Here is an 18077-nt window from a genome sequence, read left to right on the forward strand (position 1 = left end):
AATTAAATCAGTTACCAGGATTTAGGCCAACGACTACGATCTCAGAAAGCTCTCCTGTGACAGCATCTGTAATAGTTATAGTTAGGGTACCATCTACATCAAGTATGTTAACGATAAAGTCATCGGTTACGAGAGTACCATCATTTCCATCTCCAACATCTGTGAGCAACTGAGACAACAATCTGGATTCTAGTGTATCCGTAAACCTGTCAAGTGAAGATGAATCAGAGTATGGTGACTTACCAGCTTTAGGATCTTTTTTACTATTTTGAGCGCTGGCATTATTTAACAAATAATTACCATTTAATGGATTACCTCCGAAGGATGGATTTACTGGAGTGTAAATAAGCTCTGTCGAATAAGCAGAGACAGAAAAGAAAGATAAAACCAATAAAACATAGAACCTCACTATAATTCCTCCCCGGCCAAGTCCAAGTTTTGTGAAAATAACTGCTGCAGCCTTTGCTGTCGTACATTATTATTGATTTGAGCAACAGCTTGCTCAACTATCTGCCCAAAACGTCTTCTACCTGGGTAAATAACAGTCCTGAACACCTGCTTATTTTCATAATTTACCCACACAACACTACCCCACCGCGCAGAAGGCCTTTCATACACAGTCAGGTTATAATCAAAGTCAGTCAAGTTGGATGTAATGTACAGCGATAAAGAGCGTGCGAACTCATGCCCTATGCCGCTTACTGTGTTATCAATCACCAAACCGGTAAGGATTGACTCTTCGCTCTGAGCAAACTCTGACTCCTGGGAAATAACTGTACTAGAAATAAACCAAATAGAAAAAAATAGAATTTTTAATTTCACAGATTTTGACTCGCCCAACTACTTGCCTCCAATCTGTTTTTGCAACCAATCTTTTTATAAACCTTGTATAGGTGACTTTTAACGGTGTGCTCACTGACACATAGTACCTCCGCAATATCTGCATTGGTTCTACACTCACAAATAAGCTCCAATATCTGTCTTTCTCTTTGTGTAAGGTTTGCGCTAGAATCCATCCATCTTTTAGGACGTCTATGCTGCCTTAAAAAGTTATGCAGAACATCTCTAGGGAACCAATATTCCCCCAGGAATATCTTACCTAATCGCTCCATAATAACCCCGGGCTCACATTTTGCCGGCATCAATCCTAGGACCTTCTCCCAGTGTAAGACAAAGTCAAACTCATTAGGGTCGTCAACATTTAAGAGAATAATGCCAGGCGAGTTAGTAGAAGCATGAATATCACGTAATAACTGATCAAGATCCGCTTTAAAAAGCCCAACACAGTCGAGCAATAGATAATCAGCCTTAACCCCATCAAGTGAAAAAGATGGGACTCGCTGAACAATGGAGCATCTGGTTTTAAACTCCTCTTCAATATGCCCTGCAAAAATTGAACTCTGCAAGTTGACTGATGAGGTTAAGAAGGTAACAGCGGGACCCTTACAAACATGATCCTGCGAAACAACTTTGAGGCGTGCATATTCCTTATGCAAATTCATCTGGGTTCCCCCAATATGCAATCTCTTTAAGATTTTATCTAATGACTTCTTACTTTTTTATTATTTTCTATCCACATTCTCGATATTGAGAGCTAAATCTATTCGATCAACCAACACACTGCAACAGTAAGTGATACAGATAACAAAAATTCAATCTTAAGTGTGCCAGCGATAATTACAAATGTCATTTTTTCATACAAAGGTATTAAAGACGATTATTAAGTAACCAACTAGAAACATCCTTTTGTCTAAACTTAAAAAAATAAAGCGTTTAAAAAACAGTAATAAATTTGCACTAACCCACAAAATTAATGGATTTATTTCTGATATCAGCATGAAAAAAAGCATACCTAGAAAAGTTAAAAACCTATAAACGGCACAAAAAGCCAAGTAGCAACAAAAATTAAAATTTAGCTAATCAATCACACTAAAATAATAAATACACTCTCTTTCATGAAAGTAATATTATTTTGGATAACCTATCCAAAGAAACCCTATAAATTATACTTATTAAATATTTTTATAGTGCGTAATAGATTTAATGAGTGCGCAAATAGTAATCAGGGTGGGACTACTTTATGATTTTGTATTGGTACGCTATCACCATGTCTCTTGGTACCTGTTTGGTGTTTTGGTACAAGTAGATGAATCAAAGAACATATAACTATGTTAACCATTGAGGCCTTGATCATGAGCGATCACCTTCACCCCTCTGCCCATGCAACCACTCATACGGTAAAGAATCAGACTTCCCCTCTCTCAGGGCACAACCTGTATGCCGGCGATCAGGCTCTACTCGATTCGGTACACCTTAATGGCGGACATTGGGCCGAAAATGATCTACAACGCTATGGCGAGGTTTGTGGAAGACCAGAAATGATTGAACGGGGTTATGCTGCCAATGAGTTTAAACCCATATTTGAAAGTCATGACCGAATCGGAAACCGTATAGACTTAGTTCGCTATCATCCTTCTTACCATCAACTTATGCAGCTTGCCTTATCAGAAGGACTACACAGCTCCCCCTGGAGTCATCCTTGTAGCGGTGCCAATGTTGCTCGAGCGGCAAAGAACTATCTGCATTGTCAACTTGAGGCGGGTCATGGGTGCCCAATCACGATGACTTTTGCCTCTCTTCCTTCGATAAAATTAAACCCATCAATCGCCAAGGAGTGGATCCCTAAAATTCTTAGCCGGGGCTACGATGGCAGTAATCGCCCCTACTATGAAAAACACTCTCTGACTATCGGTATGGGTATGACAGAGAAACAAGGTGGGTCAGATGTACGTGCCAACACAACCTGTGCAATCCCCATGGATGACGGAACTTATGAGCTACTTGGGCATAAATGGTTTATGTCTGCTCCTATGTGTGACGGTTTTCTAATTCTGGCTCAGGCACCGGGCGGTCTTTCTTGTTTTTTGGTTCCCCGATGGCGTCCGGATGGAAGTAAAAACCCATTAGAAATCCAAAGGCTCAAAGTGAAATCTGGTAATGTATCCAATGCCTCTTCCGAAGTGGAGATGCGAGGTGCCTTAGGATGGCTCTTGGGTGAAGAAGGTCGGGGAGTCAATGCAATTATCAAGATGGTCGCGATAACTCGTTTTGATTGTATGGTCGGTTCCTCTGGGGGCCAACGCCAAGCCGTATTGCAAGCGATATACCATGCATCCCATAGAGAAGCCTTTGGAAAAAAGCTAATTGATCAAGCCCTAATGCAAAATGTCCTGGCAGACCTGCAATTAGAAGTTGAAGGGTCAGTGGCCTTGACCATGCGCATGGCCCGAGCTATGGATCATGAAGATCAAGAACACGAACAAATGCTTCTAAGACTGGGAGCAGCTGTGGGTAAGTATTGGATTTGTAAGCGCAGCCCGCATCATGCCTATGAGGCGATGGAATGCCTCGGTGGAAATGGTGTTATTGAAAGTTTTATCACTGCACGACTCTACCGCGATGCTCCAATTAATGCCATATGGGAGGGTTCCGGTAATATCCAGGCTCTTGATGTGCTGCGTGCCATCACAAAAACACCCAATGTCGTAAATCACTGGCTGGATGAGATGGCAACAAGCATTGGTATGGATATCCGCTTCGATAAAGCTATAGATTCACTAAAAAAAGAGCTTGCTGATTTGGATCAATTTGAATACAGAGCACGCAGTATTATTGATCAAATGGCGATTGCAATGCAGGTTCATCTACTTTTACAGTCAGGCAACGAATCGATTAGTGATGCATTTATTCAATCAAGACTGGAAACTAGAGGAGCTCATAGCACTGGCAGTCTACCAAAGGGTGTTGACATTGAAACATTACTCAGACGCGGCGACCCGCTTACAATTGGTGTTTAACTGCTTTTGGGAGAAGCAACTCGACGACAACCGAGATGTTTCTCCTGTGCAAGATAAAAGATCAGCTAAAAAAAACTATAACGAAAGCCCAGTTGACCACGAACCCCATAATACTCAACTTGCTTTGGCCTATCTTTATTACCAATATAATAAGTTAAAGGTTCATTCGTAAGGTTTAAGGCCTCAGCAAAAATAACTAAATTGTCCCCAATCGTATAATTTGCACTCATATCCAGGCTTGTGTAAGCACCGTAGTACTGGTCTTCATTTTTATTGCTACCATGCTCTTCAATATACTCCCCCTTATGGTTTTGAGCTAGGCGAATGGAGAAGGTACCATCATCATAATAGATAGAGAGATTATGTAATAAATCAGCTTGACGGGAAATCGGCACTACACCATCACGGCCCGGAATACGCATTTCTGAATCCATCATAGTTAAATTTGTCGATAACCCAATATTTGAAAGAAATCCGGGAAGGAAATCCATTTTTCGCACCAGATTAAATTCCAATCCCCTCAGCCACGCATCTTCACCATTTTCCGGACTATAAATATCGATTCCTAACACCCCATTGTATTCACCTTCTTTTACATCTTTAAAAATTGGATCTGTAATATCTTTATAAAATAAACCAGCAGATAAAATCCCCGAGTCATCAAAGTAGTACTCATACATCAAATCCAGATTCCAAGAGTAAGTAGGATCAAGATCTGGATTACCTCCTATAAACTCATTATCGTGCTCGGCATAGTACCCTCCCGGATTCAGGTCACCAAAGTCCGGCCTGGCAAAGGTTCTGGTCAGCGCGAGCCTGATATTGCTATCCTCTGTGAGCGCATATTTTAGATGTGCCGATGGTAGAATGGATAAATACTCTTTATCACCATTAAACGGCACCAAATAGCCGTTATTAGCTTCATCGTTAACAAATACCTGGCTTTCCACCTTCGTTTGGGTCTGAGTGAGTCGTAAACCCATTACAAGAATGGCTCTATCTGAAAGCTCATAATTACCCATACCATAAGCCGATAGGTGCCTCTCTGTTAGCTCAAAATTTCGCCCAAGAGCCCCTCCATTTTCAACTAGAGCTGATTCTTCGGGAATCAAAATGAATTTATCCCGGTTTTGGTTCCAAAAATTCTCCAATTGAGACATTGAAGCAACCTGAGAGAATTGGGAGTCATAGTTGATATCCAACTCTGATAGGAAATCATTTCTGCCAGGCTGATCAGACAAGGTAAAGTCAGAGAGAGCTGGGGCAGGCCCATAGTTTTCCTCATCCCAACTGTAAAATGCATCGGAGAATTCAGACACCCGTTCCTTGTCCCGATATTTCATACCGAACTTTAACTCCAGCTCACTGGAAAACTGGGAAGAAAAGTCAAAAGTGGCTATCACTTTATCCTTTTCGTTGACATACACTTTATATAGTTCAACCCAAGATAGGCTGGACTGGCTTGGGTCCATTACAAAACCATCCGGGAGGTGAGTGGGTATATTTTCTGCTGGGTCAGTACCACCATCGATTTGGTTGTAAGCCAGCCCATCATCATCCAGACCAACATAACCTACTTCCGTTTGATCAAAACGCATTACAAAATAAGAGCGATCATCTTTATTGGGTGTATTCCCATAGCGGAATTCATTATCATAGCTGGCTAAATTCCAATTCAGCTGCTTATCATCACCAAAAAAGTGCTCTCCACCAACTTCAACACCTTGCATACGTGTTATCAAAGTATTGTGGATATGCTGAAGTTCCATTCTATCTTTATCGAACCGCAACCTGTGCTTGTAATGTGTCTCCTCATCTTCTAATGTCCCATACAAACCACGAGCAAAAATCTTACCTCCTTCTTCCAATCGGTATTCAGTAGCAAGGTTTAACCCCAGGGTATCTCTGGTTCCGGTATAATCCCGCAGTTCCAATCGATATATTCCCTCCCCTTTACGGCGGGGCTCGTAGTTATCTGTTGCCCAATCCCTGCTCCAACCAGTTACATTGGCCAAAAATCCCCATTTACCACCTTCACTTCTATCCCCATAAAGAATGCTCATGGATTTAATATCACCGTCGGCTTTATCCGCATAGCCACCAGATAGGGATATATCCAAAGTGCGTTCTTCAGGGGCTGTACGAGTCACAAAATTAACATTGCCGCCAATAGAGTCACCTTCCTGATCCGCGGTAACAGACTTAGAGACCTCAATACGTTCAATCAGCTCCGATGGAAAGAAATCAAACGCCGTAGCCCTGCTGGTAGTTTCCTCTTCTGCAGATGGCAAACGATGACCATTAAGGCTAGAAGAACTCCATTGGGACGGGAGGCCACGCACAGCCACAAACCGTCCTTCCCCCTGGTCACGCTCGATAGATACGCCTGCGACTCTTTGAACTGCCTCTGCGGCGTTACGATCCGGTAACTTTCCTATACCATCTGCCGATACCACATTAACAATCCGGTTGGATTCCCTCTGTAACTCCAGGGAACGTAACTCTGTCTCAAACATTCGTCCAAGCACAACAATCTCTTCTATTTCGCTATCATCCTGGACACTCTGCTTACTACTTTCTTGTGCATGAGCGTAATTTACTTGTCCCACCAGCAGAGCAATCGTTGCAGGCAATAATTTGACATAAATCATTTTACTTCCCCTGTATCAATCAAAAAATGATTGGCAAATTTTTATCGACACAAATTAACTTGCTCGATCATCAACATAAATCTGGACTAGACCAGAATCCTAAATTGCCGCTATGACGTTTGTATAACAGGTGTGTGAATATTCCCTGCGAATATATAAATGAAAAATTTTTACCATCTGGAATGGTTATTGAACTTAAAAAAAGACTGTCACAAAAACGCAATCATAAGCACCTAAAATCTGGTCTAGACCAAATGGCAGCTATCGATAAAATGGAAAAAACCGGTAAAAAACAGGAATCTGATTCCAGTGAAGATTTCAACAGTGAGCTTTTCTTGCTACTCTTTTCCGGAGTTGCTGCATTCTTCACTTATTTTTGTATGTATGCTTTCCGCAAGCCCTTTGCAGCAGCATCTTACGCCAACATTTCCGGCTGGGAATTCACTCTAGACTTTAAAACCGCACTTATAATTTCCCAAGTACTGGGTTATGCGTTTTCAAAAATTATCGGGATTAAGGTTGTCTCAGAGTTACGGCCATTGCAGCGGGGAAGAATGCTGGTAATTCTAATTCTTTTCAGTCATCTGGCCTTGATAGCATTCGCATTGATCCCCGCTCCTTATAATGTTGTCATGCTTTTTTTTAATGGTCTCCCACTTGGAATGGTGTGGGGACTAGTATTCAGCTATTTAGAGGGGCGTCGTCTTACTGAAGCACTAGGCACCATTTTATGTGTTAGCTTAATCGTCTCTTCAGGAGCCGTAAAAGCAGTAGCCGCATATCTAATGCTGGAATGGAAAGTGCCGGAAATCTGGATGCCTGCAACCGTGGGCTTATTATTTCTACCTGCACTGATTCTATCGACATTTACACTCAGTAGAATTCCCCAACCCAACCAAGCAGACATCCGTGCACGAAAACAAAGAGTACCAATGACGAATGAAATGCGTTGGACTTTCGTCAACGAAACGAATCTGGGATTGTTGGCTTTAATCATCGCTTATGTATTCCTAACGGCATTTCGTGACTTCTCTGATAATTTCGCTGCAGAGCTTTGGCAAGCTTTGGGTCATGGTCAAGCACCCCAGATCTTCCTTACCAGCACTCTACCCGTGGCATTGATAGTTTTAGCATCCCTGGCGCTACTTATTTTTGTACGTAACAACTATCGCGCATTGCAGCTAAACCAGCTATTAGTCGCGGCTGGGGGAGCAATCTGCATAACTTCAACTCTCGCATTTGAGTTAGATATTGTATCCGGGGCTGCCTGGATGATTGGGATCAATATCGGGCTCTATATAGGCTATGTTCCATTTAACTGTTTATTATTTGAACGTCTGGTCGCCTGCACCAAGAGCCTAGGTAACGCAGGATTTGTGATTTATCTGGCAGATAGTGCGGGTTATATCGGCAGCATTAGTGTCATGCTCTATAAGACTTTCGCGCAACCAAACCTAAACTGGTTACAGTTTACTCAGCAACTTTCCTATGCTACTGGTTTTGCATGTATTTTGTTAATGCTGCTCTCACTTCTTTTCTTTCGCCGCTTGCACCGTAATTCTTCTTCACGGTTGAGGCTTATTACTTCTCCAGTGTAAAAAAGGCTATAGAGCAGTTATGAAATTTGATATTGCCATTGTCGGTGCCGGGATATTAGGCAGTTTTGCTGCTTACCATGCACTCAAATCCGGAAAAAAAGTACTGTTAATTGAAGCCAGCACTAAGCCTCACGGAGCCACGGTACGCAATTTTGGCCAAGTAGTACCATCTGGTATGAATCTAAAACTATGGCGAAATCTGGGGCGACGATCGCTGGAACTTTATGGCGAGTTGGCGACAATAATGCCGGACGCACTCTGGCAGAATGGCTCTCTCTACGTGGCTTCTTCTTTAGAAGAGGCCAATCTACTAGAGGAAATGCATGAGATTAATCGTGAGACTAACTACGTTTCCAAGCTTCTTACCTCGACGCAGTGTCACAAGAAAATTAATTTACTAAAGCAGAGTTACTGCCATGGTGGCCTCTACTATCCACAGGAAATGAGTGCCGAAAGCTCCCTGCTAATGAAGTATTTTTGGAAACTACTTGAAGACACGAAAAATTTACATTTTAAGAAGGCATCTCCGGTAATAGCCGTAGTGGAAGTCAAAAATGGGGTCCAGCTTCGCTGCTCAACAGGTGAGTCTTTTATTTCAGAACAGGTAATGATTTGTTGTGGCCACCAACTTAGTCATTTATTTCCGCACTTATTACAAACAGAACAACTACAGCTTAGTAAATTGCAGATGTTGCGCACCCAAAAAATCAAGGGAGTCAAAATACCAGGGAACCTGCTTACAGGTCTGACAATACGCCGCTATGAAGCATTTAAAAGTTGTCCTAATTATAAAAATCTACCGAAGCCTCATATTGATCCAAGCTATGGAAAATTTGGTATCCACCTTCTGTTTCGACAATCTGCCGATGGCAGCATCATCATTGGCGATTCTCATGAGTACTTCACTGCCCAGGACTCAGGCAGTTTGGACTATGAAATATGTCAGGAAATCAACTCACTGATGTTAGCCGAAGCCAAGCGTATCCTTAATCTACCCTATTTAAATGTTGCCAGGATTTGGAATGGCTATTACAGCCAGGAAAGTAGCCAAGGCGTACTCCTAAAATCCACAACAGAAAATATTCATTTAATAACCGGTATTGGAGGAAAAGGTATGACAACCGGACCAGCATTAATGGAACGGGTGGTGAAGGGTATTTTGGACAAGATCCCTCTAGATGAGTGCTTAATCGATGAGAGCTAATGTTGTAGATAAAATTAAACAGTTATTTTTGCAGTACGGGAATTTAACACTTGGAGAAAAATGCACGCAGCTACAGCATGCTACCCAGTGTGCCACCCTGGCGGAACACTCTGGTATCTCCGGTGAAATGACTGTTGCAGCGTTTCTTCATGATATCGGCCATCTCCACGCTATAAAGGAAAAAATACCCGGGACGGATACTGAAGGCTACAGTGCACATGACCTAATAGGTGCAGATTTACTCGAAAGGTGGGGTTTTCCCAATACAGTCACAAAGCCTATCGCCCTCCATGTTCAAGCTAAAAGATTTTTAATGAGTACAGATAACATTTATGAGACACGGCTATCCGCAGCAAGCCACAAAACCCTAAAAAAACAAGGAAAAAGAATGACAGATAAAGAAAAAGATAATTTTCTTAATACCCCATTCGCCGAGGATGCTCTACGTCTGCGCGAGTGGGATGATTCAGGAAAAGTGCCTGGTTTAGCCGTAGCTCCTTTGGATCACTGGCTAAAGATCTGCTCAAAGGTACTTAGTCGATAGATATTTTACCGCTCAACTCCCTTATCAATTACCAAAAAGGAGATAATCCATGGAACCACTGCAACTTAAAGCTGCTATCCTCGACTGGGCCGGAACCTTAGTAGATTTTGGCTCCCGCGCCCCTTTACAAGCGTTTATGCAAATTTTTGCTGAGGCTGGAGTTACGGTCAGTGAAGAGCAAACCCGTATTCCAATGGGTACTGAGAAGAAAGAACATATTCGCCAGATGCTACAACAAAATTCCATTCAAACTGCCTGGCAAGTGGTTCATGGGCGCCCATCCCAGGAATCTGATATAGACGGACTATATCGCCGTCTGGCCCCGATACAGATTCAGGAAATCGATAGGCACAGCCAAATAATACCCGGAGCCGACAAACTATTTGTCCGCTTGCGTGAGCGTAATATACGTATTGGTAGCACCACAGGTTACAGTCGCATAATGATTGAAGGCATGCTTGTAAAAGCTCAACAACAAGGCCTAGAGCCCGACTGTGTTATTGCAGCAGATGAAGCTGTGGGCGCAAGACCAGGACCCGCAGCTGCATTAAAGAACGTCATTGAAATGGAAATCCCGTCTGTCAACCAATGTGTCAAGATTGATGATACCGCCGCAGGCATTTATGAGGGGCGCAATGCCGGCATGTGGACAGTTGCAGTGGTACTTTCAGGAAATGCTTCGGGATTATCCCTGGGAAGTTGGCAAGCACTCTCGGAGGAAGAAAAAAGAAATCACAGTATTGGCGCTTATCAAAAACTTGAGAATTGCGGCGCTCATTATTTGATAGACGATATCAATAAGCTTGAACCCGTACTGGTCGATATCAATCGCCGACTGGCTCTTGGACAACGCCCCTGATAGGCTATCAAACTTCAGGAATACCAGTTTGGTAGCCCAGGCTTAAGACCGAGTTTCAGTCAAACCCAAGAGAAATACTGTGTCCTCCAGTTACGTAGAAATTAAATCACATATCCAATTGTTGATCGGTAATGGTCGCCTGGCCGCCAATCACAAGCTGCCCGCTGAGCGCGAGCTGGCGGAGCAGCTGCAAGTCACACGTATTACTTTACGAGATGGTTTAAACCGTCTTGAAGGTGAGGGACTGGTGTACCGACAAAATCGCAGAGGCTGGTTTGTTGCACCAAATCGATTTGTGATGAACCCGACACAAAAGGTAAATTTCAACTCCATGGCCCGACAACAGGGTTTTAGAGCAACCACCAAAGTACTTGGGGTCCGTAAGCTGACCGTAAGACACAATATTTATTCCGCCTTTAACGCCACTAAAAGTACCAGGTACTTTGAAATCCGAAGAGTCCGCTACCTGGACCAAAGGCCAGTTATGGTAGAAGAGAGTTATCTCTCATCAGAGTGTTTTCCTGAATTATCTGACTTCGATTTATCCGGATCTATTACCGAAATATTACAAGATAATTATAGGGTAAATATCACTCACGAGCGCTGTAATATTCAGGTTGCGAACCTGGAGTTGCAATATGCAGAGCCATTGGGTATACACGCTGGTGCTCCAGGCCTGAGAATCTTAAGACTTCGCTATGATTCTGCTGAATATCTGATTGATTACAATATTGAATACTGGCTACCCCACGCCATAGAAATGGAAGTAGCCACTAGATAGTACTTATTTTTTAACGCACCTAAAAAATTCCTTGCTCTTTAATTTTAATGAGGGAGATTGGTTAGTTGTTAGCTTTTAAATAGCTGTCTTTTCTTTGCAGTATCGCTGTAAAAATCCCTTCATTGGGATTTAATAGCTATCGTCTATTCTATCATTACTGGTCTAGACCAGAAAATCATTGAAAATACGGGATATTCGATATGAAGACACTTATCTCCTGCCTGTTGTTAATTTCGTTTGTTTCCAGTAACCAATTCGTTTTTGCCCAGAATAATAAAAAGGTACTTCTAATTGGCGTTGATGGGCTCCAGTACGAAAAGCTCAAGGATATAGACACCCCCAATTATGATCGATTAATTCTACACAAGGCTTATACCGGTGGTATCAGTGGCTCTCAAAGTCAACAGGACACTAAAAGTGGCCCCGGCTGGTCCACTATCCTTACAGGAGTTTGGGTTGACAAGCACCAAGTCACGTCCAATGACTCAGGCCTGGCAAATGCAGAATTCCCCAGTTTGTTCAAACGGATAAAGGAGGCTGATAATAGCCTTTGGGTGGGCAGCATATCCCATTGGAGCCCTATAAATACCAACTTTTTTACTACCGACCTGGCACAGGCTAACCTAGTTTTAAGTGGCCTTTCCGATGCGGATGTCACCACACGCGGCGTGCAGGAAATAGCCTCAGGTCATGTGGATTTCCTTTTCCTACACCTGGATGATCCCGATGGTGTCGGTCACAGCTCCTGTTTTGGCAATCACTATAACGAAAGCATTCGCACAAGCGACACTCAGCTGGGCGCTCTGTTAGATGCCGTAGATACACGTATTGCAAAAGGTGAAGAATGGTTAGTGCTTGTAACTACAGACCACGGCCGTGATTCTCGCGGCTGCGGGCATGGGGCACAAACTGCCAGCGAGAAAACAATTTTTATTGGCAGTAATTTGCCGTTAAATGCTGAGCACAGCGAGTTTATTGGAGATATCCACAATGGAGATTTCAATGGAATTTATGGCCATGCTGCCCAAACCTCCATTGCACCAACGGTGTTGCGTTTTATGGATATTGAGCTGCAAACGAATTGGAAGCTGGATGGTAACCCACTGATTGGCAGCCCTGGAATACGTAAAATGATGGCTGCTGACAATAAGACAATTAAATGGTATTCCACAGATAGCGGACCCGTGGAGATTCACCAGAACGACCAGTTCATTGATGTCGTCGACGCTAGCTCACAAAGCTGGACCGACTATACAGAAGCACAGGGAGTCCTGGACTATGTATTCGTACATAACGATACCCCTGTTGCTTTGCGTAAATCGGCCCTGGAAATTACTGCTGGCCTGGACTGGGGCAGTGCACGTGCTTACTATTTTCGCGGTGACGATCAATATGTACGCTACAATAAAACCCTGGACAAAGCCTCTAGCGGTTATCCACGCATAACCAATAACAGTACATGGCCTGGCTTGGGCGACTATGCCCACCTGATTGTTGCTGCATTTAAAGCCAACAGTGACAAAGGCTATTTCTTCTTAAATGACGGGCGTTACCTGCGCTATGACCTCAATGAAGATCGGGTCGATTCCGGCTATCCCAAATTGGTGGACAACAATACTTGGCCTGGTTTGGCTACCTACGCGACAAAAATTCGCGCTGTCCTGAAATGGCCTAATAGCAAAGTTTATTTCTTTCTCAAAGACGGGAATTATTTACGCTATGACCTGGAAGAAGACCAACTTGACAGCGGCTACCCCCAACCTATCAATGACAGCAATTGGCCAGGACTCGGTCCTTATGCTACGGAGATTACCGCAGCCCACCAATGGAACGCATTTCGTGCATATTTTTTCCTCAAAAACCAGCGCTATATACGCTACTCCATCACATCTGATCAAGCATACAGTGGGTATCCGAGAACAACAGATAATGAAACCTGGCCAGGCTTGATGACCCCCTGATTCACTACCAGGGCAAACGGCTACCATCCCAAAAAAACAGATTACCACTATCGGCGGGCGCCAGTTGTTGTAGTACATCCACAATACGCCCGGCACTCAGTGCCGGGCTGTATAATTTTCCCGGCGCCAGATTACCCTGGAAGGGTTTGGAAAGTGCTGTATCCGTAGTGCCCGGATGAATTGCTACCACACAACTGTTTTCCAATCGGCGCCCCCATTCAATAGACAGGTTTTTTACCAACATATTGAGTGACGCCTTGCTGATACGATAGCTATACCAGCCCCCCAACTCATTATCGCCAATACTACCCACCTTGGCAGACAGGGATACCCATAGCAGCGGCTGCTTGCGTTGTAATTTTCTATCCAGCGCCTGGGCCAGATGCATATGAGTAAGGAGGTTGATACGCATAGACTGTATCAACCAATCATCCTCACATTGCGCTAGAGATTTTTCCGGGCCATGGAATTCATCGTGCAACAATCCACAACAGTTAATTACCCAGTCAGGCGGAGAGGAAAATTCAGAAAGGAAAGTCTCGACAGCCCTGATAGAGTGCTCGTCCGCGAGAGAGACTGTCAGGTGACGACGCTCGCCGGCGTGTCCAGGTACCCGATCTACTGTACCACGGCTCAAAGTCACCAAAGTAATATCGGGATAGCGCCGAACGATTTCGGCGCCGATCGCGCGAGCCAAACCGCCCGAGGCACCAGCCAGTAATACCATCCTTGGTTGATCAAACATACCGGCCTCCATGCCGGATAGCTCGTGTGGCTTTATTTTGCCTTTTTGCCGCCGGACTTTTTGTCTTTGTTTTCTGATTTCTCAGCGACTTCCTTGACTACACGCAGCATAGGTTCATCTGAGCGGAAAATCAGGCCGTGAATCTCCGTAGTATTCTGCCCCTGCAACAACTGCTGCAAGTACTGCACTATCTGCTCAGAAATCTCCTGGCCAGGTACCAGAACAGGGATGCCCGGCGGATAAGGCACTATCTCATCGGCGCTGGTGCGACTGATAAGATTCTGTGTAGCGTCCACCCCATTGTCCATCAACGGCAACTCTTCCGTATCGGCAAAGTAGGCATCCGCCGGCAGACAGGTGAAGCGGGTAAACTCAGGCAGGCGGCGCGGAGTACCGACATGAATACGCTTGTGAGTATTCCCCGCCAGCTGCTTCAGCGCATGAATCAAGCGCAACAATTTACTCTCAGTACTGCCCAGGGTTACCAGTACTGTGATGGTATTGTAGGTGGTCTTTTCCACTTGAATACCGTACTGATCAAACAGCTTGATCTGCATCTCGTTGCCCGAGAAACCGCTGCGGGAAATATCGATGGTTACCTTGGTGGGGTCCAGGCCGATATTGTCACCTGCTAGAGGCTCAGCAATCAGGTCGTCGCGGGTCAGGGCTCGGAATACTCCGGTTTCATTGACTGCACGGCGAAGGGTTTCCACCATCTGCAGACACTGCTTGAGACGTCCATAACCCTCCATCGCCATTTGCTTACGCGCCACATCGAGACTGGCGATCATGGCGTATTGCGGGCTGGTAGACGCATGCATGTTCAGGTTTTCGCGGAAACGGAATTCGTCGAAGTCCGGGTCCTGCACATGAATCATGCTGGCCTGGGAGAAAGCCGACAACATCTTATGGGTACTCTGGGTCACATAGTCGGCGCCACACTCGAGCGCGGTCGGGCGCAATTCTGGGTGGAAGAAACCGTGGGCAAACCAGGCCTCATCGACCAGCACCTTGACACCGCGCTCATGGGCGTAATCGATAATAGGTTTCAAATCGTAGCGCAGACCATCGTAGGTACAGGAAGTGATAACCAATAAGCGCGCATCGCTATGTTCATCAAGCGCCGCCTCGATATCCGAGCGCTTCACCGGGCCATAAATGCCGAATTCAGGGTGCAGTACCGACTTCAGATAAACCGGCTCACAGCGATTCATCACTATCGCATGGTGAACCGATTTGTGGCAGGCCTGGTCGACGATAATCTTGCCGCCGCCACCGAGTATCTGCTGAATCACGACCTTGTTGGCAGTAGAAGTGCCATTGGTCAGGAAAAAGGTATGGCGCGAACCAAACGCCTGGGCGGCAAGATCCTGTGCTTCCTGAATTACCGAGTGCGGTTCCAGCAGGCTGTCGAGTATCTGTACGGAAACAGACAAATCCGTATTGAATACATGCTCGCCCATAAAGCGGTAAAAGTCCCCTACCCAGGGGCTGTTGCGCAGGCTGTCGCCACCGGAGTGACCAGGAGTATGCCAAGCGTCACGTGCGGAGAATACATATTCCTTCAGGGTATCGGCAAAAGGCGTGGAGGCGCGGCGGGCAATAAACGCCTGTACCAGGCGGAACATATGGTTGAAATTGCCCTCTCGGCGATCAAACAGCTCGTCAAAGCGGCGGCGCAGGTTGGTCAGTGACTTAACCCCACTCTTACCGGCAAGAGGAGTACCACCGGCGACATCACTTTGTGCCACCAAAAAAATATTGAGTTGAGAACGAAGTGCATGTATCTGGTCAGCAAGCAGATCGGCAGCTTCCAACCCCTGTGTATCGGTGCCACCATCTACGATAATCGCCTGAAGACGAGACTCCTCCAGTGCCAGTTGTTCCACATCTGCCGGTAACACAGCCTCAAACACCAGGCCAAAGGGGTTTTCATGCAGAGTCGCGGTGTTATTGAGGGCGCTAACCCAGTCTCCCGCTAATTTGCTGTCTGCGCTCACTAGCGCGACATGGCATTCCAGCTTCTGTACGCTGTGCTTCAGGTTGCCCAGTTCAGGCATCTTCATTTCCAAACCCATATTCTTATCCACCAGCATAGCCCGCAACTTGCTGAGGGCCGCTGCCTTAATTATTCAACTGTTTGATTTTATTAACTTTTATTTAGTCCCCCGGCAAAAGCGGAGAATCTGGAGTTCTTGGGTAAAAAACCAGGACGCAAATACTAATGGAGCGGACCGGGGAATTCCGCGATGTCAGTGCTTTTGGCGAAAATCGCCAAAAGCGTGCTGACCGACCAGATCTATTGCCAAAGAAGGGGGTAAAGTTAGAACTTTGCGCTGCGAACAACGCCGTCGAATTCGAGGCAGTCCCTGACCCTCTGCCGTTGCACTTCGGAGAGGCGCTCAAGGGGAAAATAAGCTACCTCTGAGTGCTCACTAGAGAGGGTGATATGTCTTCTGTCGGTAAAATGGGCGCGGAAAATGAATGCATGAGAGTTGTAGATCTTATGGTAATAGACGCCGCTCAAGTATTCGATACGCACTTCACGCCCTAACTCTTCATGACACTCCCGCCGCAGAGCCTCGTGAATGGTCTCTCCGGGATCGAGTGCACCACCGGGCAACCCCCAACTACGGTTGGCATAGGTCGCCAGCAGCTGCAGGACCTCACCAGAATCATTGGTAATCACCGCATGCGCACTGAGCCGGTAGCTATCTTCAAATCCCATCGATTCCATCCCTGAATCTTTGCCCAATAGGAGTTAGAACCCCTGTGCCAGGGTGAAGCCGAAGCCAAGAGTCTGCACTGACTCATCGTAGTCGATCAGGCTTTCTCCGTAACCATTAAAGTAGCGAATGTAGCCATCCACCCGGTCACCCAGGGGAAAACCCCAGGTCAGTTCAAACGCACCGTGATTTTCCGAGCGCAGGTTATTGCGCACCATAACGGCTATGGTGTGATCGCCATCGCGGTAGCGGCCACCCAGCTCAAAATGTCCTAAATAATGCTCTATATCCGGATTGTCATCATCCTCACGATCCTCCTTGAGGCGATACCAGGGCTTTATACCAATCGAGAAATTATCCCGCTCAAAAATAAAGTTGGCGTATACCCGATTCCAACTGCGGGAGAAGGGTTCGCTGCGTCCATTGGACTGGTGGTTGAAAGCGATCTGGTTAGCGACATTCTGCCAGCCAAACAGGCTCCAGTTATTGAGCCAGGTGAGAATAAGCTCTGGCTCGTGGTTGGTCTCACGAAATGGTGCCGAGTTATCAGAGTTATAGGCTTGCCAAAAACTCCGGTTGGTGTAAGCCACGCTCATAAATGAAGCGCTGCCAAGAAAACCCCGCCATACCGGTACTTGTACTGATAATTGGAATTGCACCTCGATATTATCAAGGTCTTTCCCTTCGCCTTCGTAATCCGATAGTCCACCCTTCTCAGGAGTTGGGTTATAGGTAAATGGCAATATGTAGTTGGTCTTGTGGGAGGCAAGTGTAAAGGGGTTGCTGGCGGCATCGCGAATGGCCTGAGCCCGGCCACCAAGTAAGACCTCATCCGTAGGCAACTCCTCAGAGTACTCCTCCACCACAGGGTCGACTTCGAAGAAATCCTCCTCCAGACCAAGTTGGGCTCTCACCCGATCGGCACAGAGCAAGCGAATATCCCTCAGTGTGGTATCGGCGGAGGAAATCAGCAGCTGCTCGTGCAAGCACTGCTCTTGTTGTTGCTCCGGGGTTGTGTCTAACTCCTTAAGCTCTATTTCGGTCTCACCATCAATACTTGCCAAGGCGACATTAAGCGGTAACTGTGAAGTCACAAATAAGATGACCGCCAGCGGCATACCCCAGCGCGAATTGGTTTTGGATAAAGGCAA

At 45.5% G+C, this 18077-nt stretch carries 15 protein-coding genes; 7 read left to right on the forward strand and 8 right to left on the reverse strand.

The window, feature by feature from the left end:
- Nucleotides 1-7 precede the first annotated feature (7 nt).
- Genes MJO52_RS16585 through MJO52_RS16595 form a run of 3 tightly spaced genes read right to left on the reverse strand, consistent with a single transcriptional unit; the run spans nt 8 to nt 1502 of the window.
- On the reverse strand, nt 8-409 hold the full coding sequence (locus tag MJO52_RS16585; protein ID WP_252083081.1) for a curli assembly protein CsgF: 402 nt from the start codon (nt 407-409) through the stop codon (nt 8-10).
- Complete coding sequence (locus MJO52_RS16590; RefSeq protein WP_252083082.1) at nt 409-822, reverse strand: curli production assembly/transport protein CsgE; 414 nt, start codon at nt 820-822, stop codon at nt 409-411. Before MJO52_RS16590 ends, MJO52_RS16585 begins: the two co-directional genes overlap by 1 nt.
- The gene (locus MJO52_RS16595; protein WP_252083083.1) at nt 819-1502 is read right to left on the reverse strand and encodes a response regulator transcription factor; all 684 of its coding nucleotides are present in this window, start codon (nt 1500-1502) and stop codon (nt 819-821) included. The genes MJO52_RS16590 and MJO52_RS16595 overlap by 4 nt, the downstream gene beginning before the upstream one ends.
- Before the next feature lie 666 nt (nt 1503-2168).
- On the opposite strand from MJO52_RS16595, the gene MJO52_RS16600 reads away from it, so the two are divergent.
- Entirely contained in the window at nt 2169-3857 is a 1689-nt protein-coding gene (locus MJO52_RS16600; RefSeq protein WP_252083084.1) for an acyl-CoA dehydrogenase family protein, read from the forward strand.
- Nucleotides 3858-3922: 65 nt separating this feature from the next.
- Here the strand turns inward: MJO52_RS16600 and MJO52_RS16605 are convergent, their stop codons facing one another.
- A complete protein-coding gene (locus MJO52_RS16605) occupies nt 3923-6508 on the reverse strand; it encodes a TonB-dependent receptor (protein WP_252083085.1) in 2586 nt (861 codons plus the stop codon).
- 134 nt (nt 6509-6642) lie between these two features.
- Between MJO52_RS16605 and MJO52_RS16610 the strand changes: the two genes are divergently transcribed.
- The 6 genes from MJO52_RS16610 to MJO52_RS16635 all read left to right on the forward strand — a co-directional run bounded on the left by MJO52_RS16610 (nt 6643) and on the right by MJO52_RS16635 (nt 13455).
- Nucleotides 6643-8106 carry a DUF5690 family protein gene (locus MJO52_RS16610; protein WP_252083086.1) on the forward strand — a complete coding sequence of 488 codons (1464 nt, stop codon included), beginning with the start codon at nt 6643-6645 and terminating at the stop codon, nt 8104-8106.
- Nucleotides 8107-8125: 19 nt separating this feature from the next.
- Nucleotides 8126-9310: a TIGR03364 family FAD-dependent oxidoreductase gene (locus tag MJO52_RS16615; RefSeq protein ID WP_252083087.1), complete on the forward strand. Its 1185-nt coding sequence runs from the start codon at nt 8126-8128 to the stop codon at nt 9308-9310.
- On the forward strand, nt 9300-9854 hold the full coding sequence (locus tag MJO52_RS16620; protein ID WP_252083088.1) for an HD domain-containing protein: 555 nt from the start codon (nt 9300-9302) through the stop codon (nt 9852-9854). Before MJO52_RS16615 ends, MJO52_RS16620 begins: the two co-directional genes overlap by 11 nt.
- A gap of 49 nt (nt 9855-9903) precedes the next feature.
- The gene (phnX, locus tag MJO52_RS16625; RefSeq protein WP_252083089.1) at nt 9904-10713 is read left to right on the forward strand and encodes a phosphonoacetaldehyde hydrolase; all 810 of its coding nucleotides are present in this window, start codon (nt 9904-9906) and stop codon (nt 10711-10713) included.
- A gap of 79 nt (nt 10714-10792) precedes the next feature.
- A complete protein-coding gene (locus MJO52_RS16630; RefSeq protein WP_252083090.1) occupies nt 10793-11494 on the forward strand; it encodes a UTRA domain-containing protein in 702 nt (233 codons plus the stop codon).
- 200 nt (nt 11495-11694) lie between these two features.
- The gene (locus MJO52_RS16635; protein WP_252083091.1) at nt 11695-13455 is read left to right on the forward strand and encodes a hemopexin repeat-containing protein; all 1761 of its coding nucleotides are present in this window, start codon (nt 11695-11697) and stop codon (nt 13453-13455) included.
- Between the two features lie 4 nt (nt 13456-13459).
- Here the strand turns inward: MJO52_RS16635 and MJO52_RS16640 are convergent, their stop codons facing one another.
- From MJO52_RS16640 to MJO52_RS16655, 4 genes are all read right to left on the reverse strand, one after another.
- Nucleotides 13460-14200, reverse strand: coding sequence for an SDR family NAD(P)-dependent oxidoreductase (locus MJO52_RS16640; protein WP_252083092.1), 741 nt, complete (start codon nt 14198-14200; stop codon nt 13460-13462).
- A gap of 32 nt (nt 14201-14232) precedes the next feature.
- Nucleotides 14233-16296 carry an aminotransferase class I/II-fold pyridoxal phosphate-dependent enzyme gene (locus tag MJO52_RS16645; protein ID WP_252083093.1) on the reverse strand — a complete coding sequence of 688 codons (2064 nt, stop codon included), beginning with the start codon at nt 16294-16296 and terminating at the stop codon, nt 14233-14235.
- A 227-nt stretch (nt 16297-16523) separates the two neighbouring features.
- Nucleotides 16524-16928 (reverse strand): NUDIX hydrolase, encoded by a 405-nt coding sequence (locus MJO52_RS16650; RefSeq protein WP_252083094.1) that lies wholly within the window; start codon nt 16926-16928, stop codon nt 16524-16526.
- A gap of 33 nt (nt 16929-16961) precedes the next feature.
- Nucleotides 16962-18077: a phospholipase A gene (locus MJO52_RS16655; protein ID WP_252083095.1), complete on the reverse strand. Its 1116-nt coding sequence runs from the start codon at nt 18075-18077 to the stop codon at nt 16962-16964.

Origin of the sequence: Microbulbifer variabilis, from assembly GCF_023716485.1 — a bacterium.
GTDB classification, from domain to species: Bacteria; Pseudomonadota; Gammaproteobacteria; order Pseudomonadales; family Cellvibrionaceae; genus Microbulbifer; species Microbulbifer variabilis_B.

What these genes read in the sequence shown, in the direction of transcription:
- MJO52_RS16595 (WP_252083083.1), bottom strand. Translation starts at nt 1,502, where the DNA reads ATGAATTTGCATAAGGAATATGCACGCCTCAAAGTTGTTTCGCAGGAT.
- MJO52_RS16600 (WP_252083084.1), top strand. Translation starts at nt 2,169, where the DNA reads ATGTTAACCATTGAGGCCTTGATCATGAGCGATCACCTTCACCCCTCT.
- MJO52_RS16605 (WP_252083085.1), bottom strand. Translation starts at nt 6,508, where the DNA reads ATGATTTATGTCAAATTATTGCCTGCAACGATTGCTCTGCTGGTGGGA.
- MJO52_RS16615 (WP_252083087.1), top strand. Translation starts at nt 8,126, where the DNA reads ATGAAATTTGATATTGCCATTGTCGGTGCCGGGATATTAGGCAGTTTT.
- MJO52_RS16620 (WP_252083088.1), top strand. Translation starts at nt 9,300, where the DNA reads ATGAGAGCTAATGTTGTAGATAAAATTAAACAGTTATTTTTGCAGTAC.
- phnX (WP_252083089.1), top strand. Translation starts at nt 9,904, where the DNA reads ATGGAACCACTGCAACTTAAAGCTGCTATCCTCGACTGGGCCGGAACC.
- MJO52_RS16635 (WP_252083091.1), top strand. Translation starts at nt 11,695, where the DNA reads ATGAAGACACTTATCTCCTGCCTGTTGTTAATTTCGTTTGTTTCCAGT.
- MJO52_RS16640 (WP_252083092.1), bottom strand. Translation starts at nt 14,200, where the DNA reads ATGTTTGATCAACCAAGGATGGTATTACTGGCTGGTGCCTCGGGCGGT.
- MJO52_RS16645 (WP_252083093.1), bottom strand. Translation starts at nt 16,296, where the DNA reads ATGCTGGTGGATAAGAATATGGGTTTGGAAATGAAGATGCCTGAACTG.
- MJO52_RS16650 (WP_252083094.1), bottom strand. Translation starts at nt 16,928, where the DNA reads ATGGGATTTGAAGATAGCTACCGGCTCAGTGCGCATGCGGTGATTACC.